The following is a 25,334-nucleotide window of genomic DNA, read 5'->3' as shown; positions in this document are numbered from 1 at the left end:
CGAAGTGGGTTCCAGGCCGCAACGTCGGTCTTGGCCGTGACCACACCATCTTCGCTCTCGTGGCTGGCCGAGTCCTTTTCGACAAGGATGGCCGTCGTGTGAATGTCGAGCCTGTTGCTGCCGAGCCAGCCGCTGCCCTCGTGGCATAAGCGATCGAACAGTTATTTTCATCAGGGCGCGGATCATCTCCGCGCCCTTTTTTTTGCCCAAATTCCGTCGTAAAGTCCTATTTCCTACTTTACACATCGGGAATCGGGTGAATACTCCGCGCCCCTCGCATGAATCCCGACCAAATCCAAGCTCTCAACGATGCCGCCCGTGGCCAGTCGCCCCAGGAAATCATCAAGACCGCCCTCGCTCATGCCGACGGCGGGGCCATCGTCACCACGAATTTCCGTCCGTATGAGGCTGTGATCCTGCATCTCGCGACCGAGCAGAGTCAGGACATCCCGATCCTCTGGGTGGATCACGGCACCAATCTCCCTGAAACCTACGTCTTCGCCGAGAAGAGCCGCGAACGGCTGGGTCTCAATTTGAAACCCTACCTGCCAAAAATGACCGCTGCCCACTGGCTCGCGCTCAATGGCGGCCAGGTGCCGATGCCGGATGAAGTCGAGCGCGTGGAATCCTTCAGCCGCATCATGAAGCTGGAGCCCTTTGAGCGCGGCATGCGCGAGCTGGCCCCGAAAGTCTGGATCACCGCGCTGCGCAAGGAGCAGAATCCTCAGCGTGCCGCCACGCTGCAGCCCTTCATGTGGGATGCCAAATTCAACTGCCTCAAGGTGAACCCCATCCTCGAGTGGACGCCCGTTGAGATGGACGCGTACCTGCTTGAGCACCATCTGCCGAACGAGCGTACCTACTACGATCCTGCCAAAGGCGACGAAAAGCACGAATGCGGCTTGCACGCCAAGCTCGTCACCGACAAAGCGTAAGCGTTCATGGAATTCCTGACTCAAGAATTCGCGCTCTACGTGCTGGCCGGCTTCGTCGCTCAATTGATCGACGGAGCACTCGGCATGGCCTACGGCGTCAGCGCCTCGTCATTGCTCTCCGTCTTCGGCGTGTCACCGCAGGTGGTCAGCGCCACCGTGCATGCGGCGGAATGCTTCACCACGGGAGCTTCGGGCATCTCTCATCATGCGTTTGGCAATGTGGACCGTGTTTTGTTTCGCCGGCTGCTCATTCCAGCCGTGATTGGCGCGGTGGTGGGTGCCTACATCCTCACCTCGATCGACGGCAAAGTACTGAAGCCTTACATCTCCATCTATCTCGTGATCATGGGCGCGGTGATCATCGCCAAGGCCTTCACCCGCGTCCCGCCGCGCAAGGTCACCACCCACCTCGCCCCGTTGGGATTTTTCGGCGCGCTGGTGGATGCGATGTGCGGCGGCGGCTGGGGCCCCATCGTGGCTTCCAACCTCATCATCCGTGGCAATGACACCCGCATCACCGTGGGCAGTGTGAACGCCGTCGAGTTCTTCGTCACGCTCGCCGCTTCCATCACCTTCTTTCTGACCATCGGCCTCACGCATTGGAACATCATCCTTGCGCTCGCCATCGGCGGTGTCATCGCTGCGCCTCTCGGGGCGTGGGCCGCGAAACACATCCCGCACAAGCCCTTCATGGTGCTGGTCGGTCTGCTGATCGTCGTCATCAATTCCCTCCGCATTTTCAAGATCCTTTAATTCACCCGTCTTATGTCCGCGATCACTCATCTCCAATTCCTCGAATCCGAGGCCATCTACATCCTGCGCGAAACGGCCGCGCAGTTCCAGAAGCCCGCGCTGCTGTTCTCCGGCGGCAAAGACTCCATCGTCATGGCCTGGCTGGCTCGCAAAGCCTTCTACCCATCCAAGCTGCCCTTCCCGCTGCTCCACGTGGACACTGGTCACAACTTCCCTGAGGCCATGGAATACCGCGACTGGTTCGTGCAGGAGATCGGCGCCACGCTGACGGTCGGCCTCGTGCAGAAGTCCATCGACGATGGCCGCGTGCAGGAAGAAAAAGGTCACAACGCCAGCCGTAACAAGCTGCAGACCGTCACGCTTCTCGACACCATCGAAGAAAATCAATACGACGCCTGCCTTGGCGGTGGTCGTCGCGATGAAGAAAAAGCCCGCGCCAAGGAGCGCTTCTTCAGCCACCGGGATGAATTCGGCCAGTGGGACCCCAAGAACCAGCGCCCCGAGCTCTGGAACATCTTCAACGGTCGCAAACACTTCGGCGAACACTTCCGTGTCTTCCCGCTGAGCAACTGGACCGAGATGGACATCTGGCAGTATATCCGCCAGGAAAACATCCCCCTCCCAAGCCTCTACTTCAGCCATCAGCGCAAGATCATCGAGCGCCACGGCCAGCTTCTCGACGCCAGCACTGGCATCATCCCGCTGCTGGATGAAGAGAAGCCCAAGGTGAAGGAGATGACCATCCGCTTCCGCACCGTCGGAGATGCCACCTGCACCGGTGCCGTCGAATCCACCGCCAGCACGATTGATGAAATCGTCGCCGAAGTCGCTGCTGCACGTCAGACGGAACGCGGCACGCGTGCCGATGACAAGCGCAGCGAAACCGCCATGGAAGACCGCAAGAAGGAAGGGTACTTCTGAAGCACCGAGAACCGCAGCATCAACACTCAACACATTTTTCAAGTCATGGACGTTCTCGTTAACCCTACCGAATCCTCTCTTCTTCGCTTCACCACTGCTGGCAGTGTGGACGATGGCAAAAGCACCCTCATCGGCCGCTTGCTGTATGATTCCAAATCCATCTTCGAAGACCAGCTTCTCGCTGTCGAAGAATCCTCCAAGCGTCGCGGTGATGCCCACGTGAATCTCGCTTTGCTCACCGATGGCCTGCGTGCCGAGCGCGAGCAGGGAATCACGATTGATGTGGCCTACCGCTACTTCGCCACGCCGAAGCGCAAATTCATCATCGCGGATACTCCCGGGCACATTCAGTACACGCGCAACATGGTCACCGGTGCCTCCACCGCAGATCTCGCCATCATCCTGATCGACGCGCGTCTCGGTGTCATTGAGCAGACCATGCGCCACACCTATCTCGCGAGCTTGCTGCGCATCGGCCACATCGTGCTGGCGGTGAACAAGATGGACCTCGTGGACTTTGACGAGGCCGTTTATAACAAGATCGTCGCTGACTTCCAGGCGTTCGCCAAGGGCCTCGACCAACTGCCCCAGGTCACGCCGATCCCGATGAGCGCGCTCAATGGTGACAACGTCGTGGACAAGTCCGAGAACACCCCGTGGTACACCGGCCCTTCGCTCCTGCAGCATCTTGAAACCGTCCAGGTGCACAGTGAAACCGCCGCTGATGAAGCCCGCTTCGCTGTGCAGTGGGTCATTCGCCCGATCTCCGACCGTGAAGATGCCAAGCTCGGCAATCTGCATGACTACCGTGGCTTCGCCGGCCGCATGGCCAGCGGCACCTTCCGCGTGGGCGATGACGTGCTTGTGTATCCGTCTGAGATGAAGTCGAAGATCACCGGCATTCACACCTATGAAGGCCCGCAGCAAGAGACGACACCGCAGCTCAGCTACAGCATCACCGTGGCCGATGAAATCGACACCAGCCGTGGCGGCATGATCGTGAAGGCCAATGAGCCCACGCAGACCAGCCATGAGTTTGACGCCATGATCTGCTGGTTCGCCGACAAGAAGACGCTCAAGCCCCGCAGCCGCTTCCATCTGCGCCACACCACCAACGATGTGCGCGCCGTCGTCACCGACGTGCTCTACAAGGTGAACATCAGCACGCTGGAAAAAACCACCGAGAGCAAGGAGTTCGCACTGAACGACATCGGCTGCATCCGCATCCGCTGCGCGGCCCCGATCTTCTTTGATCCCTATTCCAAGAACCGCACCACGGGCAGCTTCGTCCTCGTCGATGAACAGACGAACAACACCGTCGCTGCCGGCATGATCACCCACTCGCTGGTGGATGCAGGTGACGAAGATGCCGAAGTGGCGATCTGATTTTCCTGAACGAAAATTTGGCCGCAGCACATCACGCTTGCTAGTCGCGAAACGGCTGGCTTGTATGACTTCATGCCTGTCCGCCCTGCGCTGTTACTTGGAGCCCTCTTTGCCGTCATCATTCCGCCGCTGGCGGCGAATGATGCCAGCATCAATCTCGGTGCCCATGGCCCTGAGCCGGTAGGAGAGTTCAAGGGCGGGGAATCGGTCGTGCGCATGGTGTCGGAGAAGATCGACATCACTTTTGGCAGGACGGAGACTCACGTGCACTGTCGCTTCGTGTTCCGCAGCAGCAAAGCGGGGGCGGATGCCGTGCAGATGCTGGGATTCCCGGACTTCATCACCGAGGCCGATACAGGAACGATTCACTCCATGGTCAGCCGTGTGGATGGCAGGGAAGTGCCTTCCAAGAAACTTCGCGGGTGGCAGGATTTGGAAACTTCGAAATGCCACCTCGGACCGTCTCCTGAAGGAGCAGCGGCTGACTTCTACACCATCACCGTCACATTCCCGCCGGATCGCGACGTGATCGTGGAGCGCGAGTACAAAGCCACCAATGGCCGGTCCGTGATGGGAGACACCTACTTCTCCTACACCACCCGCACAGGCGGCAGTTGGAAAGGTTCCATCGGAAAGGCCGAGTTCCACGTCACGCTGGATGGTTGGAAACTCGAGGATCTGGCGTTCGAGGACGGCGAGCAGAAAATCGATCCGCGTCAGCAGCGCAAATATGGATCGCCAAATCTCAGCGAATGGAAAGTGGAAGCCCCCGACAAGCTGAGCCTGGTATGGAATAATTTCGAGCCGGCCGTGCATCAGACACGCCAGAACATTCACCTGCAGACTTGGTGCGTACCGCCGCAGCAGTGAGGTCGTTCGCCAGTCGGGCCGTAGGTTGGGTGTGTTTGGCGTCGAACGCATTCCCAGTCTCCTCAGTTACCTCCGCCAAACCGCCCGACTGCGTGGACGTCCGTACGCCGCAAATCTTGCAGCGCGCAGGCAGACGGGCGGGCTTGCGCCACACCCGTCCTACGGAGGAGCCTGCATGCTGATCTCTCCCTCTCATGTGTGAGTTCAGCTCATGACCGCGTTTTAAAACGCAACCATGACCTACGACGGCATCATCCTCGGCTCCGGGCACAATGCACTGGTGCTCGCCTGCTACGCAGCACGCGCGGGACTGAAGGTGGCGGTGGTGGAGAAAAACCCGGTTGCCGGCGGTGGTCTTGCCACGGTGGAGTATCCGCACGGCTCAGGCTTCAATCACAACACGCATTCCTTCTTCCATCGCGGCATCACTGCCATGCCGTGGTATCGCGAGCTGGAGTTGGAGCGCCATGGCGTTCGCTACATCGAGCCCGAGCTCAATGTGGCGATGCTGCTGCCCGAAGACCGCGTGCTGGAATGGTGGACGGATTTCGACAAAACCTTCACCTCATTCGCCGCCATTTCCCCACGCGATGCGGAGCGGCTGCGCGAGTGGACGGAACGCTTCCGCCCCATCGTGGAGCAGATCCTCATCCCCGAGGCACAGCGCGCACCGCTGCCGCCGGCGGAGCGTGTGGCCATGCTGCAGCAGAGCGTCCTCGGCCGCACGCTGCTGGAAGTGCAGGCCCTCTCACCCGTCGAGTTTGTCATGCGTGAGTTCGAGCACCCCGCCGTGCGCGCGGGCCTGCTCTTCTTCAATGGCCTGCGCGAGGTCGATCTGCGGCAGAAGGGTTTCGGGCATTCCATTCCCGCGCTGCTCGCCAGTCCGCGCAAGGCGCAGATGTGCCTCGGTGGTTCACGCCAGCTCGCCGAGGCCCTGTGTGCCGATTTGCAGGAGCATGGCGGCGAAGTATTCACGAATTGGCAGCCGCGCTCCATCCTGACGCGCAACGGGCGCGCCTGCGGCGTGGAATCCATCACGGGAGACCGCATCGAGGCCACGCAGTTTGTCGCTAGCGGCCTGAATCCGCAGCAGACCTTCCTCGATCTCATCTCGGCCGATGTCGCCCCCGCGCACCTGCGCGAACGTGCCTCAGCATTCGAATACAACCTCCTCGCCCCTTTATTCGCGCTGAACCTCAATCTGCGCGAGCCACCGCGCTACACCGCAGCGGAGAAGCATCCCGAATTGAGCCAGGCCTTCATGATGATCCTCGGGCTCGATGACGTGGCGCAGTTCCATGACATCGTCGCCGCGCATGAGCGTGGTGAAATTCCGCGCACGGTCATGTGGGGCGCCTGCCCCACGCAGTTTGATCCCTCACAGGCTCCCGCCGGCGCTCACACCGCCTTCATGTGGGAAAAGCTGCCCTACGCCTTGAATGGCGATGCCAAAAATTGGGACGCTCAAAAAGACGCCCATGGCCGCGAGATGCTGGCGCTCTGGCAGCAGCACGCCCCCAATCTGCGCGAGGCCGTGCTCGACTCCTTCACCCGCAGCGCCCTCGATACCGAACGCCTCCTGCCCAACATGATGCGCGGCGATCTCCTCGTGGGCTCCTTCGCGAACGATCAAATCGGCTACCATCGCCCTTTCAAAGGCGCAGGCACTTACCGCAGCGAAATCCCCGGCCTCTACCTTTGCGGCGGCTCCACCCACCCCGGCGGCAACGTCACAGGCCTCTGCGGCTTCAACGCCGCCAAGGTGGTGCTGGCGGATTGCACGCCAGAGGCCAGAGGGCATAAAGAGTGATGGATTTTTGACATGGATGACGGACAATGGGCCGCATGAGCACGGCTGCTTTGACTCAATCCTTGTTTTCACTGCCCGTCGCTGAACGCGTGGCTTTGGCAGACAGGCTTTATGCCAGTGTACCTGAGGATTGGCAGAAGGCCGTCGATCAGGTCTGGCTGAAAGAGGCGGAGCGGCGTTCGGCGGAGATGGATGCCGATCCGAGTCTGGAACTGTCGCACGAGGATTTCATGGCCGGGCTTAAGATCAATCGTGATCGTCGATGAAGCTGAGCTACCACCTGCGGGTTCAGGCCGAGGTCAATGAAGCCGTGTATTGGTATGAGGAGCAAAGCCCTGGCCTGGGAGAAGACTTCTTCGCCAAGCTAAAGGAAGCCTTGGTTCAGATTGAGGCACACCCGGAAGGGTTCAGCTTCTGGCTCTCTTCAGCTTCCATCCGCCGGGCGAAACTGCGGCGGTTCCCATACGATGTGCTCTATGAAATCCGACCCGGACGGATTCGCATTCTCTGCCTGCGACATGAAAAGAGGCATCCGCGATATGGGATTGGGAGATCGTGATGCTTCAGACTTTGGTTGGCAGACTGTCTGTATCACAAGCTGCAACGTGACTCTTCCAACCCACAACTTACAACTCCTTGATCATCTTCCCTTCCTTCGTGCGGCACGGCACGTGGAGGTGCTCCAGCCAGACGGGGATGAAGTAGTTGATGAGGAACTTTCGCGCCTCGGCGAGATCGTCAAAGGTGACTTCTGGCCAAGAGATGCCGCGTTCTTGAAAGTAGAATTCCCATTCGCCCCGGCGTTTGGAAATGAAGTAGCTGCCGTCGCGCCCACCTACTTCTGTGTTCACCCCCGGCAGGTTCTCGGGTTGCAGACCCTGCGCGGCGAGACTTGCCTCGATGTCCGCGCGCGTCAGGGTGAAGACCCGGTTCACCGCCTCCTGGCAGCGTTCGGTGTTGCCTTCTTCATTCGTCTCCCGCCACTCCTGCGGCAGTCCCAGATGCGCCAGCGACCAAGTCGCCACATCCTCCCGGGATTGCAGCACCTTCATCTGCTCGGCGATGGTCAGCGGTTCAGTCGTCTTCATGCACCAAGGTTCCCGGAAACCGTCAGGAATCAAGCCAGTGGGATCGGCTTGTCCGGCGCATGGATTCGCTTTCTACGCATACCGTCCCGGTCGGTTTGCGGTATCACTGCGCGTCGTCGGCGCTGGCGCTGGCCGGTGGATCACCTTCTGCGAAGGCAGCCAGCCTTGATCGCGCCACTTGCGCAGCCCGGCGCGCCAGTCCTTGATCGCGTTTTGGCCGTTCATCCATCCGTTCGCCTCCCAGTGGTTGAACATCGAGGCGCCATCGCTGGCCGGCAGTCCGAGCTGCACCGCGTAGGCCTCCAGCTCCGCCTGGGTTCCACGGCCGGCATGGGACTCCGTGCCGCCGGGAAACTCCAGGCATTGGAGGCTGATGCGCGGGTCCGCTTTGTTCAGCCAGTTCAGCAGCCTCGCACGGCTGAGGCGCTTTTGTTTCAGCTCGCACCAGGCGGTGCATTTTCCCAGTTCCGCCGGGATGTCGAGGGCCTGATACGCCGGGTTCGCAGCGAGGTGTGCAAGCCACATCGCGTCATCCACCGGCAGTCCACGTCGTTTGGGCTTGAGTTCCTTGGCGGATGCCAACGGCTGCGCTGCCCATGGCTGCGCTGCTTGACCCGTCTCGGCCTCGCGTACGTACGCGGGCTCGCGCCCATATGCAGGTGTGGGGGCGTGTGGGTGGGCGGGGGAAAGGGGAGTCTGAGGGGAAAGGGGGAGGGAGGGAGAGAGGGGGAGAGGTGTTGTGTTTTCAGACGATGCAGACGCATCAAGACACTCCAAGACGGGTTCAGACGATGTTAAGACGTTTTCAGACGCGCGCAGACGCTCTGCTTGATAGTAGCGGCGGTTCCTTTCGGCACGCCTGCTGGCCTTGGATGGCTCCGCATCCACGATGACGCCACCCTCGGGGGTGAGTTCAAAGCGCCTGCCCGAGGCGAGCAGCGCGGCAATCATTTCTGGCAAAATCACCATAGTTAAAGTGTGGTATGGAGTGGTATTTAAAAAGCTGAGTTCAGCCCCCGTAAACATGAACGTTTTGCAGGTGCCTTTCCAGAAGCTCCGGATAGCCGTTCGAAGACTTGGGATGCACGCGCTCATGACAGGGGCGGCAGATCGCCACAAGCTCGAAGAGGAGCTCATCACCCACATGGGCATAGGTCAGATGGTGGACTTCCGTGGCCCGAGCCTCCCAACACCCTTCGCAGGTGACCCCGGCCCTCCTCAAAACGCGCTGACGCACGGACTGCCAGTCGGCGGATGCCAGATAGCGACGATAGACAGCCCGCCACTCCGCCTTCCGCCTGGCGATGGCAGCTTCCCGGCACTGCCCGTAGGCAGCAGCGCCCTCGCGGAGGCGCCTCTGGTACAGCTCCTCATCCCACGGCGGGCACTTCTCGCGGTTGGGGACGCTGGAGTGCGGGAGTGAATGGCTGAGCTTCTGGCCGCAGTCAGCACACTGAATGCGATAGAAAGGCTTGCCGTCCGACTGAAGCGCCACACGAGGCTCCCGCCGCAGATGATCGCAATGCCGCTGCCTGGCCACCTCCGCGCTGATCTCACGGCTGTCGATGTCCAGCGAGGGAAACAGCCACTTGCGGCGCATAGGACGTTGCTGGGTGCTCGCTTCCATGAGGATGGGCAGGTGTGTTTCCATAGGTGTCTGGAGGCAATGCTGAAACCGGTTTGAATGCCATGATGGCCGGCATCTTTTTCTTCTTCAAAGCGCCGGTCCGGGATCGGGCGGCGGGGCAGTCGTTTATGGTATGAACACCATGGATATATTATGGTATGATTCGGTATCTTATCAAGCCATTTTAGCCTGTTTCACGATCTCGCCCCGGCCTGTGTGCAAGAACTTGCAACTGGAAGCAAATCAGCGCAGGCGTGGGCAAAATGACTGGCATGAATGGCACTCAGTTAAGGCTGGGTATCGCTCCTTTGCGCCTCCCGAAAAGCCAGTCGGGCTCTGCCAAAGAAAACGCTCCAGGAGCGCGGGCCTCCGAGCCCGCAGCACGCCGCAAGCACACACGATTATGAATCGTCTCTGACGCCATCGCTCGCTCGTTCCCGGAGCGCTCGTGATTCCGCTGTTCGGCCTGCAGCCACTCCCGCTGCGTGCAAGCGACCAGCTGCGGACTCAGGAGGTCCGCGCTCCAGGAATCTTTCCGCCTGCAACGCTTCATTCCGCGATGCACGCTCTTAACTGAGTGCCATTCATGCCTGGCATCATTTGATGGTCACCATTGTATGCTCTAACCGCATCCCCGTGCCACACAGCATGGTTGCGGCCTGCCAGACGGTGTGGCAGCCTATGGCCGACATGAACGCATTCTCCAGCCTCGAAAGGATGCTCGATCCCGCCCGTCCGTGCTTCACGGCTGAAACGGCGGCAAACATCGTTCAAATCGAGCCCGACGCTGCCAAAACGGCCCGCATGGAAGAACTGGCGGCCAAGGCCAACGAAGGGCGGCTCGCTCGTGATGAAGAGTCCGAGTACTGGAGCTGCATCTATGCAGGCAAGATGATGTTGATTCTCAAACTTCAGGCCAGGCTCTTTCTGAAGCGCCAGGCTGCCTGAGGCAAGGAACCCGTCATTCGAAACTGAGCTGGACCCCAACGGGGTCACGTCATGCAGCCCAAGGGTGCCGAGCCTTGGCGAGTGCTCCCTTGGGAATCAAACCCCACAGCACCCTCATATTCCCGGACAGCAACGCGGTCCCGTCACGGGCGAGGCGGTGCCGCTGGGCCGTTCGGTTGACGGAACCTCGTTGAGGTTCCTGATCCTGCGGAGATCGTGGGTGGCGCGGTTCCCAGGAGAGCACTCGCTATCGCTCGGCACTCCTGGGCTACATGACGAAAGCCCGTTGGGCTTTTGGGGGCTGAGTGCGGCGGAGCCGGCTCGGAGGCAGTATTTTTTCGATTATTTGCCCCCTGCCCCGTTTCCCTTCGAGACGTTGATTGATGGCGCGCGGGCGTCAGTGGACAGGCTTCGTGAAAGTCTTGGGGAAGACGCTGTGCTGGAGCGGTGCTTTTTCGCTGGAGCAGGAGAAGTCATTTCTCGAATTCAGAAATCCCAGACTCCACCTTTATCAAATTGTCTCCAGCGGATGTTATCCACTGATGGGGAGTCCTCTCATCGCCGGGACACGGCATCACAGCATACTGAAAATATGAAATAAACAGCGCCAGCTTCTCCAGCAAGTATCCGGCATTGGTCGGCTTGCTCTCCATGCCATCAATCTCACCATCCACCAATTTCCACAGCACATGAGCCGAAGAATAGAACGTCAGGGCTTGAACTGCGTCCGACAAGTCCACTGCTTCAAGCAGCGATCGGAGGGCGTGAATTTTGTGCGAGATAATCATAGTGGTAGCTTGGTGAAGTGCGGTTTTGTTTCGGCGAACGTCAAAGAGCAAGCAACCCCACTAGTGGGGGCGGGCGTTGAGACGGGAGTTTAGGTTCATATTACAGGTGACGTTGCCGATAATGCGGCTAGTGGGTGATGCTGTGCCTCGTCTTGTTAGACTTTCCATTTGAGTTCAAATTCTTCCTTCGGAATGTTTTTTTGTGCACAATATTCCTCGACCAGCGTTGAAACTTCTTCTTCGAGCCGCCTTTTCAGGTCCTTGCAGCAGTCGTGATAATCCATGATGGCATAAGGTGGAATTTCGTATGTATGGAACTTCCAAGAAGCTCGTGGAGCAATTCGCCCAATTCCCTTCATTGCCGCACCAGCAGGGACAAGCCATAGCCGTGATACTTCGCTGTCGCTGTGAGCATACACTTCGTGGCGTGCCTTGATTATTGTATCGTGGGTCGCTTGCAAGCGGGGATCCCCAAACTTCCTCCACTGACCGGGAAGCACTCCAGTGCTCTTGTTGTCTACGAAGGGACGGGAATAAGAGGTGATGATCGATCCCATGAAAGCGTAATTGACGTCATATGGCAGCTTCCCGACGGTGTTGAGTATTACCTTCTTGTAACCTTCGCAAGTAAGTTCAGCCGCGCTGATATCCTTGTAAGCAAGGGCCAACTTGTAAAGATTCAGCTCGGGATTTGGGTGGGAGCGCTTAATCATTTTCTTTGGCTAACGTTGTTTAGCCACCCCCCACTAAATTGTGGGCGAATCAGATTCGCCCACAGTTTTTTGTGGTTTTTCGAGAGAGAGACTGGGGCTGACGATGCTCTTACTGGCACGCCTCACACGTCCCGCCATTCCGCATGGCCTCAAGGGAGCAGGCCATGGCTTCATCAGCGGTGAACTGTTTGGCAGCGGCTGCGGCAGCGGCCACGCCGGCGTGGTGGGTGCCGACGACGCCGCGCTTTTCCTTCTCGACTTCGCTGGTGGCTTTTTCGATGTTGGAGGCGCTGCGGGTGCGGAGGTAGTAGGTGGTCTTGAGACCCTTGCGCCAGGCGGCGCGGTACATGTGGGAGAGGGTCTGCATGGCGCTCTCGCCGCAGAAGAGGTTCACGCTCTGGGACTGATCGATCCACTTCTGACGACGCGCAGCAGCGTCGAGCAGCCAGGCCCAGTCGATGCCGAAGGCGGTGGCGTACTTGCGCTTCAGGTCCACAGGGACTTCCTCGATGCTTTCGAGTTCGCCGTCGGTGTACTTGATCTTGTTCTGGATCTCGGAGTTCCACAGGCCGCGCTTCTTGAGGTCCTTCACGAGGTAAGGATTCAGCACCATGAAGTCGCCGGAGAGGTTGCTCTTGGTGTAGAAGTTCGTGAACAGCGGCTCGATGCAGGGGCTGGAGCCCATGATGTTCGAGATGGTGGCCGTCGGCGCGATGGCGAGGACGTTGCTGTTGCGCATGCCGTTCTTGGCGATCTTCGCACGCAGGCCGGACCAGTCCATCTTGCCGCCACGGGGGACGTCGATGTCGAGGCCGCGCTCTTTGGCGAGGAGGTCCACGGTGTCCTGCGGAAGGAGGCCGCGATCCCACTTGCTGCCTTTGTAGGTGGAGTAGGTGCCTTTTTCTGCGGCGATGTCGCTGCTGGCCTCATAGGCGTAGTAGGCCACGGCTTCCATGAACTCGTCGTTGAACTCGACGGCTTCCTTGGAGGCGAAGGGCAGGCCTTTGCGATAGAGCGCATAGCCGAGGCCCATGACGCCGAGACCGATGGGGCGATGACGGCTGTTCGCAGTCTTCGCGGATTCGGTGGGGTAGTAATTGATGTCGATGACGTTGTCGAGCATGCGCACGGCGACGCGGATGGTCTCGCGCAGCTTGGAGTGGTCGATGTTGGCGTTGTCGTCGAGGTGGTTGTCGATCAGGACGGAGCCCAGATTGCAGACGGCCGTTTCTTCATGGCTGGTGTTCAGCGTGATCTCGGTGCAGAGATTGGAGCTGTGGATGACACCGACGTGGTCCTGCGGGCTGCGGACGTTGCAAGGATCCTTGAAGGTGATCCAAGGGTGGCCGGTTTCGAAGATGGACTTGAGCATCTTCTTCCAGAGGTCGAGTGCTTCCATGACACGTCCAAAGATCAGGCCCTTGGCAGCCATTTCTTCGTACTCGACGTAGCGTTTTTCAAAGGCGCTGCCGTAGAGATCGTGGAGGTCCGGCGTTTCGTTGGAACGGAAGAGCGTCCAAGGTTGGCGGTTCTCCATGCGCTTCATGAAGAGGTCAGGCACCCAGTTGGCGGTGTTCAGGTCGTGCGTGCGGCGGCGTTCGTCGCCGGTGTTCACACGAAGCTGGAGGAAGTCTTCGATGTCGTTGTGCCAGACTTCCAGATAGGCGCAGCCGGAGCCACGGCGCTTGCCACCCTGATTGACGGCGATGAGCTGGTCATTGTGCAGCTTGAGGAAGGGGATGACGCCCTGGCTTTCGCCATTGGTGCCTTTGATGTAGCCGCCGGTGCCGCGCACGGCAGTCCAGGAGCCGCCGAGGCCACCCGCCCACTTGGAAAGGTAGGCGTTGTCCGCGATGCCGCGCTGCATGATGGACTCGATGCTGTCGTCCACCTTGTAGAGGTAGCAGGAGGAGAGCTGGCTGTGCATCGTGCCGCTGTTGAAGAGCGTCGGTGTGCTGGAGCAGAAGCGGCGGCCTTTGTAGAGGCGGTAGAGGGCGATGATCTTGTCCTCGGCGTTTTCCTTTTCCTGCACGCAGAGGCCCATGGCCACGCGCATCCAGAAGAGCTGCGGGGTTTCCAGGCGCTTGGAGGGCTTGGTCTTCTTGTCGACGATCAGGTAGCGGTCATACAGCGTCTGGATGCCGAGGAAGTCGAAGTCCATGTCGGCGGCCGGGTCGATGGCGTCAGCGATCTTGTCGAGGTCGTACTTGAGAAGCTGCGGGTGCAGGCGCTCGATCTCGATGCCACGGGCCAGGTTCTTGCGGAAGCCACGGCGGTGGAAGTTCGGGAGCTGCTCGATGCCGTGATCCACGATGCTCCAGCCGAGCACTTCTTCATAGATGTAGGTGAGGAGCATGCGGCCGGCGAACTTCGCGAAGTCGGCGTCCTTCTCCATCAAGGTGCGCGCATTGAGGATGATGGTGGTCTTGAGCGATTCGACGGAGATCTCGCTGAAGATGGAGCGGCGCAGTTCCATTTCGATCTCCGCACGGCTGACGCAGAGGTCGAGGCCCAGGCTGGCGAAGTCGATGCGGCGCTTCAGATCCTGGCCGTCCCAGAGGAAGGTTTCCGTGGGGGAAACACGCACCAGGATGAGCGTCTGCTGCTGGTCGGACTCCTGCTCGTCCAGAATGGCGGCGGCGGTTTCTTCACCGAAGCGCATGGTGGAGCGCAGCGCACGGTACTGAATGTAGGCACGGGCGACCTTGAAGAAGCCCTGCTTCATGAGCTCTTCTTCGACGAGGTTCTGCACGTCTTCGATGTGCATGAACTGCTTGCCGTCATTGATGATGGCGCGGCTCACGGACTCGGCGACCTGCACGGCTGGCGTGGAATCCATCTCCATGGAGAGGAAGGCCTTGCGCACGGCGATCTCGATCTTGTTGTGGTTCCAGGGAACGAGCTGGCCGTTGCGGCGAATGACTTTGGTGGTGACCATGATGGGTTGGAGCGCGCCAGCGTCGTTGGCGTCGGAGTTGGCAAGAGTTTCGGTGCGTTTGCGGCGCTCGGCAAGACTGCGGGCCACGTCGTGGGCGTTGTGACGTACCAGCGCCTGCTCAATGACCTGGTAGATCTCCTTGGTGCTCAGCATCGGGGCCTCGGTGCCATTGTCCGTCGTGCGCTGGGCGACCTCCTCGGCCACCGCACGTGAAATGGCCTGCACCAGCTGGCGGTTTGAGTCATTGAAGATTTCGTTCTTCTGCTGGCGTGCGAGGAGCAGATCGGTGATCGCATTGCCCACGGTGTCGGCGATTTCACCGACATCGAAATCACGCTCGCTGCTGCCGATGCGCACCTTGGGTGCCGTCATCGGATTGCCAATCACGCCTGCGGTCAGCGCACTCCATTTGAACTGAGGTTTTTCGTTCTGGGGAGTGTTGTGAGCGACGTTTTTAAGCGCCTTGTCTTCTTTGAGCAGGTCGTGGGCATGGGTCATGGCGGGAGGTCCAAGTTTGGGATTAACGAGAGCAGGGGATGAGCGGAAAGGGGCAGAGGGGAGGCGATGGAAATCCCGCCGGAAGAACTCCAGCGAAAAGTCGGCCAGTAATGAAAATTAAAGATCTAAAGAAATTAAAGATCGTCGTCGGAACAGGCGGCGAGCGCGGAGGACTTCTGGTAATCGGTCACCTTGCCCTCAAAGAAATTTTGCTCCTTCTTGATGTCCATCAGCTCCGCCAGCCATGGCAGCGGATTGGTGATGCCCGGGTTCAGCGCCGGGAGACCGCAGCCGTCCAGACGACGGTCAGCGATGTAGTCAGTATAGCGCTCAAATTCTTCGGCGCTCAGGCCCACGGCATTCACTGGCAGGCAGTCACGGATGAATTCCTTCTCCAGCGCCACGCCTTCGCGCATGATGTTGAGCAGTTCCTCGCGGAAATCAGCGGTCCAGATGTCGGGGTTTTCCTCGATGAGGTCCATGAACAGATTGCGGAAGACTTCGATGTGGTTCGATTCATCGCGCAGCGTGTAGCGGAACATCTGACCGATGCCGGGGAACTTGTTCTGGCGGTACAGGCTCAGGATCATGCCAAACAGGCCATAGAACTGCGTGCCTTCCATGCACTGGCCAAAAACGAAGATGTTCTTCGCCAGCAGCTGCTTGTTCTCGAGCAGGGTGAGGTCGAGATCGCGGCGCAGGTTGTTGGAGTGCTTGGTGACGAATTCGTTCTTTTTCACGATCGTCGGGATCTGCTCAAACATCGCCTCGCACTCATGCGGGTTGATGCCCAGGGAGGAAATCATGTACAGCAGGGAATCCGCATGGATGTTCTCTTCATGGGCATGGCGGCCCAGGACGAGCTTCAATTCGGGGGCGGTCACGAGCTCACGCACCACATGCTGCACGTTGTCACCCACGATGCCTTCAGCGGCGCTGAAGTAGCCGATGCCCATCATGATGATCCAGCGCTCGTTCTGGGAAACATCGTTGGAGCGCCATTGTTCCACATCCTTCTGCATCTGAATGTCTTCCGGCTCCCAGTGGTTGGCCTTCATGATCCGATAGAGGTCATAAGCCCACTGATATTTCAGGGGGAGAAGGTTGAATGTCATGCTCTTGCGACCATTGATCACCATCTTCGCTGCGAAGGCTGCCTCTGCTTTATCTTGATCGAGGGGGAACTCGCGGTTGCCGATCTTGTAGGTCTTTTCCATGACGATTTCGTTGCAGAGTGAAGGGTGTTTATTAGAAATTTATCGAAAATGAGAGATTATCCAGCATGCGTCATAAATTCCAGACAGGACACAGACCGAGGCGGATCATGCACAAGATATAGTGTTTTGGCGAGATCTTTTTCCCATCCATTGTGCTAAAACGCGTTTCTCACCGGAGATTCAAGGGTTCCACGGCGTAAAAATTTTTCACGCGTCAAAATGCCGCCCTTGAAGAGCGGAATTGAGAATCTTTGCATCCTTGCCCGACTGCATCGAAAACCAAGGGAAACGAAAAACTACCTAAACTCCATAACGACATGGGACCGGAAGCGGATCTTGTCACGTAAACTGCTCATATTGAACCCATGAAACTCCGCCACATCGCCTGCTACACTCTAATTGCGGCCCTTTTGAGCTCCTGCTCGGTCATCGTTCCACAGGGTACGCCGCCGGGTGTCACGGTCGATTTGATACCGAGTGGCCGTTACGCACGCCGGCAGTACCGGCCCATGCGGCCCACCTACATCACCATCCATGCCACGGAAAACTATGCGCGGGGTGCCGGAGCCTATGCGCATGCCCAGATGATCAAAACCGGCGCGATCAAGGGGCGCCACAATGCCATCGGCTACATCGGTTGGCATTTCACCGTGGATGATCATTCCATCTACCAAAGCATGCCCACCAATGAGCGCGGCGAACACGCCGACTATGACGGCCCCGGCAATCGCAGCTCCATCGGCATCGAAATGTGCGAAAACCGTGGCAACGACCGCGCCCGCACCCTGGACAAAACCGCGCGTCTCACCGCCTGGCTCATGAAGCAGTACAACATTCCTTTGAACCACGTCGTCCCGCATCAGCACTGGCTCATGATCCGCCACGATGATCACCGCAATCTCGGGCACAAAAACTGCCCGCACTTCCTGATGGAGCATGGTCGCCCGGGCCCGAAGTGGCAGGCCTACCTTGCCAGGATCGCGGCGTATCGGCGTGCGTTGGGAAATTAAATTACCTTGCCACTTCAGCCACCCCACGCAGGAGTCTGCCACATGGCTCAAAACCTCGATGCTCTTCGGCTAGCACTCCAACATTCGCCCGACAATGCGCCGCTGCTGATGCTTTTTGCAGACGCCTGCCTGGATGACGGCCTGCTGGATGAGGCTGAGCAGAGCTTTCAGCGCGTGTTGAAGGATGACCCTGCCCATGCAGACGCACGCCTTGGCCTCGCCCATGTCGCTTTGCTGCAAGGCAAGACCTCTCAGGCGGCAGTGCGCGCCGAGCAGATCGTGGCCGACACTCCCACCTGTGCCGCCGCCTACCTGCTGCTGGCCCGCATTCACATCACCGAAGGCGATCTGCAAAAGGCCAAGGCGATGTATGACAAAGGCATCGCCTTGAACCGCTCCCTGGCGGACCCCGGCATCGAAAAAGATCTGCACGGCATCAAGCCCTCCGGGGATGACAACTCAGGGCGCAAGCGCGGGGCCATGACCTCCAGCGGCACTCTCATCGAATCGGTGAAGGAGGAGAAAGACGACGATGACGGCCACCCACGCGGCGGTGCCGCCTTTGATCTCGGGCTGGCCGAATTTGGCAAGCCAGAGCTCAATTTCTCCGGTGTCGGCGGCATGGAGGCGCTGAAGGAGGAGATCCGCATGAAGATCATCTACCCGCTGAAGCATGCTGAGCTGTTCAAAGCCTACGACAAAAAAGTGGGCGGAGGAGTACTGCTCTACGGCCCGCCCGGCGTGGGCAAGACGCTCATCAGCAAAGCCACCGCCGGCGAGATCAATGCCAACTTCATCGCCCTGGGCCTGCACCAGATTCTCGACATGTGGATCGGCGGATCGGAGAAAAACATGCACGAGGTCTTTGAGCTCGCCCGTCAGAACGCGCCCAGCATTCTGTTTTTTGATGAGGTGGACGCACTCGCTGCGGACCGCCGCGATCTGCGTCAAAGCGCCGGCCGCAATCTCATCAACGCCTTCCTCTCTGAAATGGATGGCGCGGAGTCCAACAACGACGGCGTGCTTATCCTCGGTGCTACGAATGCACCCTGGCACATCGATCCCGCCTTCCGGCGTCCGGGCCGCTTTGACCGCACCTTGTTTGTGCCCCCGCCGGATGAAGCCGGTCGCGCGGCTATCATCGAGGTCATGGCGAAGAATAAACCGATCGGTGAACTCGATCCACGTGCGCTAGCCAAAAAAACCGAAGGCTTCTCCGGCGCGGATCTCAAGGCGGTTTTCGACCTCGCCACCGAAGACGTGATGAACGAAGTCATGCGCACCGGCAAGGTCATCCCGCTAACCACCAAGGATCTCATCAAAGCGGCAGGCCGGCACAAGGCCACGACAAAGGCGTGGTTCGAGAGCGCGAAGAATTACGCGATGTATTCCAACCAAAGCGGCTTTTACGATGACGTCTTGAAGCACCTCGGCCTCATGAAGCGCTGAACCCCTGGCAGCGCATGTCTGACGATTTTCATCCCTCCCCTGATGCGGCTTACGCCCGTGGTCGTCTGCTGCAAAGCCAGCACCGCACGCAGGATGCCATTGCCTGCTACAAGCAGGCCCTTGAGCTCGATGCGCATCACACGCTCAGCTACATCATGCTCGCGTTGTGCTGGATGCAGGAGGATGACACCGCGCCGAAGTCGATCGATGCGGCCCAGCGCGCTGTGGCGCTCGAACCGGAAAATCCCTTCGCCCGCAGCGTCCTGGCGCTCGCCTTGAATGCGAATGCCAAAGACGGCCAGAACGCCGCGATCAAAGCGGCGCTGCAGCAGGCCGAGGAAGCGGTGAACCTCGACCCCGACAGCGATTTCAGCCATGCAGTTCTCTCACGCCTGCACCTGCGCCTGCGTGATTACCCGAAAGCGGAAGCCTCCGCACGCGCTGCTCTCTCGCTCGACACCGAGAACACCATGGCCGCCGAGGTGCTCTCCGCCGCGCTGCTGCTGCAGAAGAAGGACGGCGACAACGCGGATCTCATCAAATACCAGCTGGAGCGCAATGCGGAAGACGACAGCGCGCACACCAGCGCCGGCTGGATGGCTGTGATGAAGGGGGATCACAAAAAGGCCAACGAGCATTTCCTTGAAGCCCTGCGGCTGAATCCCATGAATGAAAACGCAAGGCTGGGCCTCATTGAGTCCTTCCGCGCACGGTCATGGCCCTACCGCCTGCAGCTGAAGTTTGCGCACTTCATGAACCAGTTCACGGAAGGCCGGCAGACTGCCATCATGCTCGGCGGCTTCATCTGCTACAAGGTGCTCAGCAGCTATCTCAAGACCGTCTCGCCCATCCTCGGCGCGGTCGTCATCGGCGCATGGCTGATGTTCGTACTGTGGGCGCATCTGGCGCGCGGCTTCAGCTCGGCCTTCATTGTGATGGATCGTTTCGCACGGGAGGCGCTGCGCCCACGCGAGTACTGGGAGGGCGTGGTGGTGGGCGGCCTGATCTTCGCCTCCATCTCCAGCCTCGTGCTCGGCTTTGCCTGGCATCTCGGGGCCGAGGGCGGTTTTGCCGCCCTGACCTGCATCTTCGCCGCCGTGGTCAACGCCGCCGCCTTCACCAATGACCACTGGATTGGCCGCCACGTCTATGGCGTGGCAGCCGCGCTGGCCGGCACAGGCGCTCTCTACGCCACCCTGGATGTCTTTGCCGATCTGCACCTGCCCTTCGCCGGAGAATTCGGCTCTCTGGCCCTCCTGCTCGGCGTGGCAGCCACCTGGCTGCGCGGCTTCGGCGTCTGGTATAGATAATGAGGGCGCTGCAGTTCGAGCTTGGAGGCTCCTGTTACGACGACCACTGCCACAAGCGGTGCCCCAGTTTGTTCAATTGTGATCGCCTCGGCTCCATATGGCAGGCTTTTTTGCCAAATGGAGTCGTATCGGCGGGCAATGTGACAGGAGCGATTACGCGATCTGTTTCAGCAACTGCACCAGCTTGTCTTGCCCACCCCATTCATCGAAATGATGTCCTGCTTCGTTGAGCACTTCTGCCAGTGGCCTTGGTTTGCCGTTGCCGCTCTTTGGAAAGACAAGATAACCAATGACCTGACTGGAGACACCGCCTATGCGGGCGTCTTTGGAAATGCCCAGCGCCTCCGCGCAAGCAATCGAAGCCTCACCCACGGCCGGATTGGTGTCCGCAAAAATAGCACCGGTGAATTTGCCGTTCTCGGTGTTATAAACGATGCCGAAATCACCTTTTTTGGCTCCGGCCAGCTGGCTTGGCATCACAAAATACGGAATCACTTCGGCGTTCACATAACTCTTGGGATCGCTCCACTTGCCGCTGCTGAGTGCCGTCATGGAGATCCAGTAACCGGGGGCAGGGTCGGTGGACTTTTGCACCAAGGGAGTTCCCGAGGGCTTGTCAGTGTCTGTGGCGAGCGCCCACCAGTTGCCGGGTTTTCCTCCGTGCGCTGGATTGTCCAGGCCCTTGTGCTTATCCACTGGATAATCATTCGGGTGATAGGCGCGTGGCGAGCCGTCCGCATCTACCGACAGCGCGGCAAGATAGAAGAAGGCCGTTTCACCGGCCACTTGGTACACTTTCACTGTCTTGCCGGAAGAATCCTGCACCGTGGCGATCTGCCCCGGCTTTTTGCTCAGCTTCACGCTATCGGTGAGCGGAACAGCGTCAGTTAGCGTCGCAAGCTTGGCCGCGACGGCCTTCCGCAAGTCGGCCAGCTTGCCCTCCAGTTTTCCTGGGCAGTCCGTGTGGCCCGCCAGAACGTCCATGTGCCCGGTGATTGTGTTCTTGTCGGGAGTAAGGCCGCCCCAGCGGCACAACCACGCGCACAACTCCACCAGAGCATCCCATTCCGGGGCCGTCACTTCGTAGCTGGCCCGGTTGTCTCCCTCCACCTCGATGCCGAAGAATGTCTCGTTGTATTTGGTCACGCCGGACGCATGCGCACCACTCACGACCTCGCCCTTGCGAGCAGAGGCCGCCGATCCAGTGCGTCCTTCCAGGAGCAAACCGCCCCGGCTCACTGTGAAATGCTGGCCGGTGTCCGACCAGCCGTTGTCCTTCATGTGATGGGTCTGAATTGAGCGTGCCAAGGCAAAGGCCGCCTTCTCCTCCGCCGTGCCCGTGCTGGCCGCGCGGTTCGCCGATTCGGTGTTGTGAATGACGATTCCTTTCGCCGCGCTACGTTTGAAATTCGTCGTGACCGTCTTGGCGTTCCAGTCCGTCGTTGTATAGATGCGTGGTGGTGTGGGCATGGTCTGTGGGGTTAGAAAAGAATCAGAAGAAGTTCACATCGGGACTGCAGTTTCATTACGGATTTCCGTCTCTGGTGCGTCCCGGAGTAAAAGAGAATAGGAGTTTATGAGCGCGCCGCCTAATAAAATGACAACTTTCATATGCTGCTTCAACTCACTGAGGCTTGCCACTTCTTTTTATCAACGCAGTGAGTTATAATTAATATGTGAGGATATTAATTTTCTATCCGGCCTAGAATTTTACACGATGCTGCGATCGCGGGCAGCCAACGCGCCGCATTTCAAATTGGTTTTGCGAACCCTTTGGGATCGGTTTACCGCTTCATCAGATACGCAAAGAAGTCCTTCAGATCCGCATCGCTCATGCCGGTGGTGAGGCCTTCGGGCATCAGGGAAATGGGGGAGGCGGTCATGGATTCGATGTCGGTTTGTTTGAGCGCGGTTTTGTTGTTGGCCATGTCTTTGATGACGATGCCCTTGGCGTCCTGCGCATCCATGAGGCCGGTGAGGATCTGGCCACCCTTTGTTTTCACGATGTAAGCGCCGAAGCCCTCGCGGATTTCCATGCTGGGCATGAAGAGGTTGTCCAGCCAGAAGTCGGCGTTGCTGCGGTCATAGCCGGTGAGTTCGGGGCCGATCTGGCCGCCTTCACCAAAGAGCTTGTGGCAGATGACGCAGCGCGCCATGAACTGGATCTTGCCTTTCTCGGCATTGCCCAGGCCGGTTTTGAGCACGGCCTTGATACGCTCGGCTTCCTTCTTCTTTTCAGGCGTTGGACCGGTGGCCAGCAGGCCCTTCCAGTGCTTGTCGATGGCCGCATCAATCTCCGGGTCTTTGTGCAGGCTGAGCTGGCGCACGATGTCCACGGTGAAGTGCTTGGCGGGGATCTTCCACTCATTCACAAAACTCACCAAAATCTGCGCCCACTCCTTGCGCCCGGCCATCACTCGTAGCGCGTCTTCGCGCAAAGCCTTGTCTCCGGCGATTTGAGCCTCCCAGCCAAGCAGCAGGGCTTCGGGGATGCGTTTGTCATCAAACTTGGCCGCTGCCTGGAGAATGCCGCGCTTCAGGCCCGGCGGGTTGGTGGCTTTCAAAATGTTCACCATCGGCATCACCGCTTCCTGTTTGCCGAGTTCAGCCAGCGTTTTCGCGATGGCGATGCGGGCGGTGCTGCTTGCCTTTTTGTCTTCCAGCAGTTTCAGCGCGCTCTTCAGCGCATCCGCGCTGCCACTGCGCAGCGCGAGAGTGAGATCCCCGCCGCTTTGCTTCGCCATGTAATCATTGAGCGCCTTCGTGAGCGACTCCGGCAGCTTCGGCATTTCCGCGCCTTCAAAGGCGGAGGCGATGCCAGCGATGAACTTGCCACGCAGGGCTTCGTCGTTTGTCAGCGCGAGCAGATCCGCGCAGGACTGGAAGTTCTCTTCGCCACCCGCCAGCGCATAGCGTTTTGCGAGCTTCTCAGCGAGGTTGTCGCGGAAGAGGTTGGTCTTGAGGAAGGCGGTGTCGCTCTTGAGGAAAGCGAAGACGGCAGCGCGTTCTTTCTCAGCCTTGGACTCCAGAGCCCACCATGCCAGCAGCGGCAGATGGCCGCTGATGTCTTCCGCATCGCCGGCCCACAGCAATGGAAGTGCGGACTGGGCTGGCAGCTTTTTGGCCGTGGCCAGGATCTGGGCGCGCACTTCGGGATGCTTCTCTTCTTTGGCTGTTTTCAGAAGGGCATCCGCATTGCGGTTTTCCTCACCCACCATCTTCACGCACCAGCGACGGATGTAAGGATCACTGCTGGTGAAAGGCGGGTCATCAGCCAGCCCGAGCGCATCCAATGCCCACAGCGTTTCAAGCGACTGCGGCATCGCTTTGAGCTTGGGACCGAGTTCGGTGAGATGACGCCATTCGATTTCATGAATAGCCTGCTTCCGGAACCATTCGTTCGGATGGCTCAAATAACCGAGCAGCTCATCCCCGCTCGCCTTGCTCAAATCAAACGGCTTCAGCTTCGGCGCACCTGCGGCAGGCCGCACACGGTAGATGCGGCCGCTGGTCTTATGCCAGTCATCGATGGGGCTGACGTGGCTCAGACGCGTGTCGTACCAGTCGGCCATGTAGAAGCCGCCATCCGGGCCCACACCGGCCCACACGGGGCGGAACCAGCGGTCCGGAGTGCTGAGGAGGTTTTCCTCATCCTTGGTGCGGAAAGTGGAGCCGTCAGCGATGCGCTCACTCACATAGACAAGATTATGCAGCGCGTTCGGAGCGATGATTTTGCCCTCATAGGCACTGCCGAGCAGGCCGCCTTCATAGACGGTGAAGGCCTGCGGGAAGCGTTTGTTGTCGCCCTGATGCTGCATGTGCTCGAACCAGCCAAACGCATACGGATTGGTGAGCGGGCCGTGCTTGCCCCAGCCTTTGATGCCGTAGCTGCCCTGCTCGTAGTGCATGCCGCGCGTGGCACCGTTCGTGCCGGAGAACAGGCGGCCCTTGCTGTCGAAGTCGAGGCTGAAGGTGTTGCCGCCGCCCTCGGCGTAAATTTCGAAGGTCTTCTTCTTCGGATGATAACGCCAGATGCACTGGCCCTCCCATTTCACATTCTTGGTGTTGGCGCTGCTGACGTTCCCGGTGGTGGTGCTGCCGTTGGCGCCGTAGAGCCAGCCGTCCATGCCCCATTGCAAATTCGTGGCGACGCTGTGCGTGTCTTCCAGGCCGAAGCCGCTGAGCTCCACCTCGGGTGTGTCAGAGTCAGGCTTCGCGTCAAAGTCAGCATCCGCGTAGCTGAGCAGGTAAGGGGGATTCAGCACCCAGATGCGCCCCATGCCATGCAGCGCGGCGCTGGCGATGTTCAGGCCGGTGATGACGTCCTCATGCTTGTCGAAAAAGCCGTCACCATCCGTGTCTTCAAAGACGGTGATCTTGTCCGCCCCCTTTTCACCCCGTGGCGGCGGCAGCGGCACTTTGTCAAACTTGGCGCGCAGATGCTGGTCATAGCTGATGATCTTCAGCCCGGCAGGGAACTGATACTGGCGGTACTGCGTGACCCACATTCGGCCCTTGGAGTCCCAGCTCACATACAGCGGCTGTTCCACCACCGGCTCGGCGGCCATGAGATCGATGACGACATCGCTGCGTGTTTTGAATTTCTTCAGCGCCTCCTCGGGCGGCGTGGGCGGTGTGTCATCGCGCATCACACCGCGTCCGGGGCGCGTTTCCATGATCTTCTTCACGGCCTCATTACCAGCGACGGCGTCGGGCTTGACGTTCGGGTCAGCAGCGAGCGCTGAACTACCGAGCAGGAGGAAAAGGAGGCGCGTTTTCATGGGGTAGAGACTAACAAACGAAGCTGAGGCGGATTCTTGCCGCCTTGTCACTGGTTCCGGTATTTTCGTGTGGAAGAAAAAAATGGAGGTCGTATCTGATTTCTGCTTCATTTTAAATACCTTACCCAAATATATTTCCATGGCTGACTCCTACACTGAAGTGACATCACAAGGCTGGTTCAGCCGGATTGGCGAATCGATCAAAGGCATTCTGTTTGGCATCATTGTCATTCCCGTGACGATCGTTCTGCTCTGGTGGAACGAAGGACGTGCCGTCACCACGGCAAACAGC

General features: G+C 59.1%; 22 protein-coding genes. 13 read left to right on the top strand and 9 right to left on the bottom strand.

The features are described from left to right. The 9 genes from ACIREA_RS05675 to ACIREA_RS05635 form a co-directional block, all read left to right on the top strand. On the top strand, positions 1-149 hold a 149-nt coding region (locus ACIREA_RS05675; RefSeq protein WP_397381294.1), incomplete at its 5' end, for a 50S ribosomal protein L27. 129 nt (positions 150-278) lie between these two features. Further along, positions 279-935: a phosphoadenosine phosphosulfate reductase family protein gene (locus ACIREA_RS05670; RefSeq protein WP_397381293.1), complete on the top strand. Its 657-nt coding sequence runs from the start codon at positions 279-281 to the stop codon at positions 933-935. 6 nt (positions 936-941) lie between these two features. After that, positions 942-1,688, top strand: a complete 747-nt coding sequence (locus tag ACIREA_RS05665; RefSeq protein ID WP_397381292.1) for a sulfite exporter TauE/SafE family protein — start codon at positions 942-944, stop codon at positions 1,686-1,688. Positions 1,689-1,700: 12 nt separating this feature from the next. After that, the gene (gene cysD / locus ACIREA_RS05660; protein WP_397381291.1) at positions 1,701-2,609 is read left to right on the top strand and encodes a sulfate adenylyltransferase subunit CysD; all 909 of its coding nucleotides are present in this window, start codon (positions 1,701-1,703) and stop codon (positions 2,607-2,609) included. Positions 2,610-2,654: 45 nt separating this feature from the next. Beyond that, positions 2,655-3,995, top strand: coding sequence for a sulfate adenylyltransferase subunit 1 (locus tag ACIREA_RS05655; protein WP_397381290.1), 1,341 nt, complete (start codon positions 2,655-2,657; stop codon positions 3,993-3,995). A gap of 72 nt (positions 3,996-4,067) precedes the next feature. Beyond that, entirely contained in the window at positions 4,068-4,865 is a 798-nt protein-coding gene (locus ACIREA_RS05650; RefSeq protein WP_397381289.1) for a hypothetical protein, read from the top strand. A gap of 235 nt (positions 4,866-5,100) precedes the next feature. Then, the gene (locus ACIREA_RS05645; protein ID WP_397381288.1) at positions 5,101-6,675 is read left to right on the top strand and encodes a phytoene desaturase family protein; all 1,575 of its coding nucleotides are present in this window, start codon (positions 5,101-5,103) and stop codon (positions 6,673-6,675) included. Positions 6,676-6,710: 35 nt separating this feature from the next. Then, entirely contained in the window at positions 6,711-6,941 is a 231-nt protein-coding gene (locus ACIREA_RS05640; protein ID WP_397381287.1) for an addiction module protein, read from the top strand. Then, complete coding sequence (locus ACIREA_RS05635) at positions 6,938-7,234, top strand: type II toxin-antitoxin system RelE/ParE family toxin (RefSeq protein ID WP_397381286.1); 297 nt, start codon at positions 6,938-6,940, stop codon at positions 7,232-7,234. Before ACIREA_RS05640 ends, ACIREA_RS05635 begins: the two co-directional genes overlap by 4 nt. 67 nt (positions 7,235-7,301) lie before the next feature. Here the strand turns inward: ACIREA_RS05635 and ACIREA_RS05630 are convergent, their stop codons facing one another. The 3 genes from ACIREA_RS05630 to ACIREA_RS05620 all read right to left on the bottom strand — a co-directional run bounded on the left by ACIREA_RS05630 (position 7,302) and on the right by ACIREA_RS05620 (position 9,414). Further along, a complete protein-coding gene (locus tag ACIREA_RS05630) occupies positions 7,302-7,763 on the bottom strand; it encodes a hypothetical protein (protein ID WP_397381285.1) in 462 nt (153 codons plus the stop codon). Positions 7,764-7,835: 72 nt separating this feature from the next. Next, a complete protein-coding gene (locus tag ACIREA_RS05625; RefSeq protein ID WP_397381284.1) occupies positions 7,836-8,714 on the bottom strand; it encodes a hypothetical protein in 879 nt (292 codons plus the stop codon). A 58-nt stretch (positions 8,715-8,772) separates the two neighbouring features. Further along, positions 8,773-9,414: an HNH endonuclease gene (locus ACIREA_RS05620; RefSeq protein ID WP_397381283.1), complete on the bottom strand. Its 642-nt coding sequence runs from the start codon at positions 9,412-9,414 to the stop codon at positions 8,773-8,775. 666 nt (positions 9,415-10,080) lie between these two features. On the opposite strand from ACIREA_RS05620, the gene ACIREA_RS05615 reads away from it, so the two are divergent. Further along, on the top strand, positions 10,081-10,338 hold the full coding sequence (locus ACIREA_RS05615) for a hypothetical protein (RefSeq protein ID WP_397381282.1): 258 nt from the start codon (positions 10,081-10,083) through the stop codon (positions 10,336-10,338). A gap of 473 nt (positions 10,339-10,811) precedes the next feature. On the opposite strand, the gene ACIREA_RS05610 is transcribed toward ACIREA_RS05615, so the two are convergent. From ACIREA_RS05610 to ACIREA_RS05595, 4 genes are all read right to left on the bottom strand, one after another. Continuing rightward, a complete protein-coding gene (locus tag ACIREA_RS05610) occupies positions 10,812-11,126 on the bottom strand; it encodes a hypothetical protein (RefSeq protein WP_397381281.1) in 315 nt (104 codons plus the stop codon). 155 nt (positions 11,127-11,281) lie between these two features. Next, a complete protein-coding gene (locus ACIREA_RS05605) occupies positions 11,282-11,839 on the bottom strand; it encodes a hypothetical protein (RefSeq protein WP_397381280.1) in 558 nt (185 codons plus the stop codon). 109 nt (positions 11,840-11,948) lie between these two features. After that, a complete protein-coding gene (locus ACIREA_RS05600; RefSeq protein WP_397381279.1) occupies positions 11,949-15,275 on the bottom strand; it encodes a ribonucleoside-diphosphate reductase subunit alpha in 3,327 nt (1,108 codons plus the stop codon). 134 nt (positions 15,276-15,409) lie between these two features. Continuing rightward, positions 15,410-16,492, bottom strand: coding sequence for a ribonucleotide-diphosphate reductase subunit beta (locus ACIREA_RS05595; protein ID WP_397381278.1), 1,083 nt, complete (start codon positions 16,490-16,492; stop codon positions 15,410-15,412). 365 nt (positions 16,493-16,857) lie between these two features. Here ACIREA_RS05595 and ACIREA_RS05590 point away from each other — a divergent pair, with 365 nt between their 5' ends. The 3 genes from ACIREA_RS05590 to ACIREA_RS05580 are packed head-to-tail and all read left to right on the top strand — an operon-like array spanning position 16,858 to position 20,261. Beyond that, entirely contained in the window at positions 16,858-17,502 is a 645-nt protein-coding gene (locus ACIREA_RS05590) for an N-acetylmuramoyl-L-alanine amidase family protein (protein WP_397381277.1), read from the top strand. A 42-nt stretch (positions 17,503-17,544) separates the two neighbouring features. After that, entirely contained in the window at positions 17,545-18,951 is a 1,407-nt protein-coding gene (locus ACIREA_RS05585; RefSeq protein ID WP_397381276.1) for an AAA family ATPase, read from the top strand. 14 nt (positions 18,952-18,965) lie between these two features. Then, positions 18,966-20,261 carry a tetratricopeptide repeat protein gene (locus tag ACIREA_RS05580; protein WP_397381275.1) on the top strand — a complete coding sequence of 432 codons (1,296 nt, stop codon included), beginning with the start codon at positions 18,966-18,968 and terminating at the stop codon, positions 20,259-20,261. Between the two features lie 153 nt (positions 20,262-20,414). On the opposite strand, the gene ACIREA_RS05575 is transcribed toward ACIREA_RS05580, so the two are convergent. Both ACIREA_RS05575 and ACIREA_RS05570 read right to left on the bottom strand, forming a co-directional pair. Beyond that, positions 20,415-21,731 (bottom strand): N-acetylmuramoyl-L-alanine amidase, encoded by a 1,317-nt coding sequence (locus ACIREA_RS05575; RefSeq protein WP_397381274.1) that lies wholly within the window; start codon positions 21,729-21,731, stop codon positions 20,415-20,417. 314 nt (positions 21,732-22,045) lie between these two features. After that, complete coding sequence (locus tag ACIREA_RS05570) at positions 22,046-25,042, bottom strand: c-type cytochrome (protein WP_397381273.1); 2,997 nt, start codon at positions 25,040-25,042, stop codon at positions 22,046-22,048. Positions 25,043-25,334 lie beyond the last annotated feature (292 nt).

Source organism: Prosthecobacter sp. (genome assembly GCF_044373815.1).
Lineage (GTDB): Bacteria > Verrucomicrobiota > Verrucomicrobiia > Verrucomicrobiales > Verrucomicrobiaceae > Prosthecobacter.
Note: the sequence above shows the minus strand (reverse complement) of the source record. Positions and strands in the feature narration are given on the sequence as shown.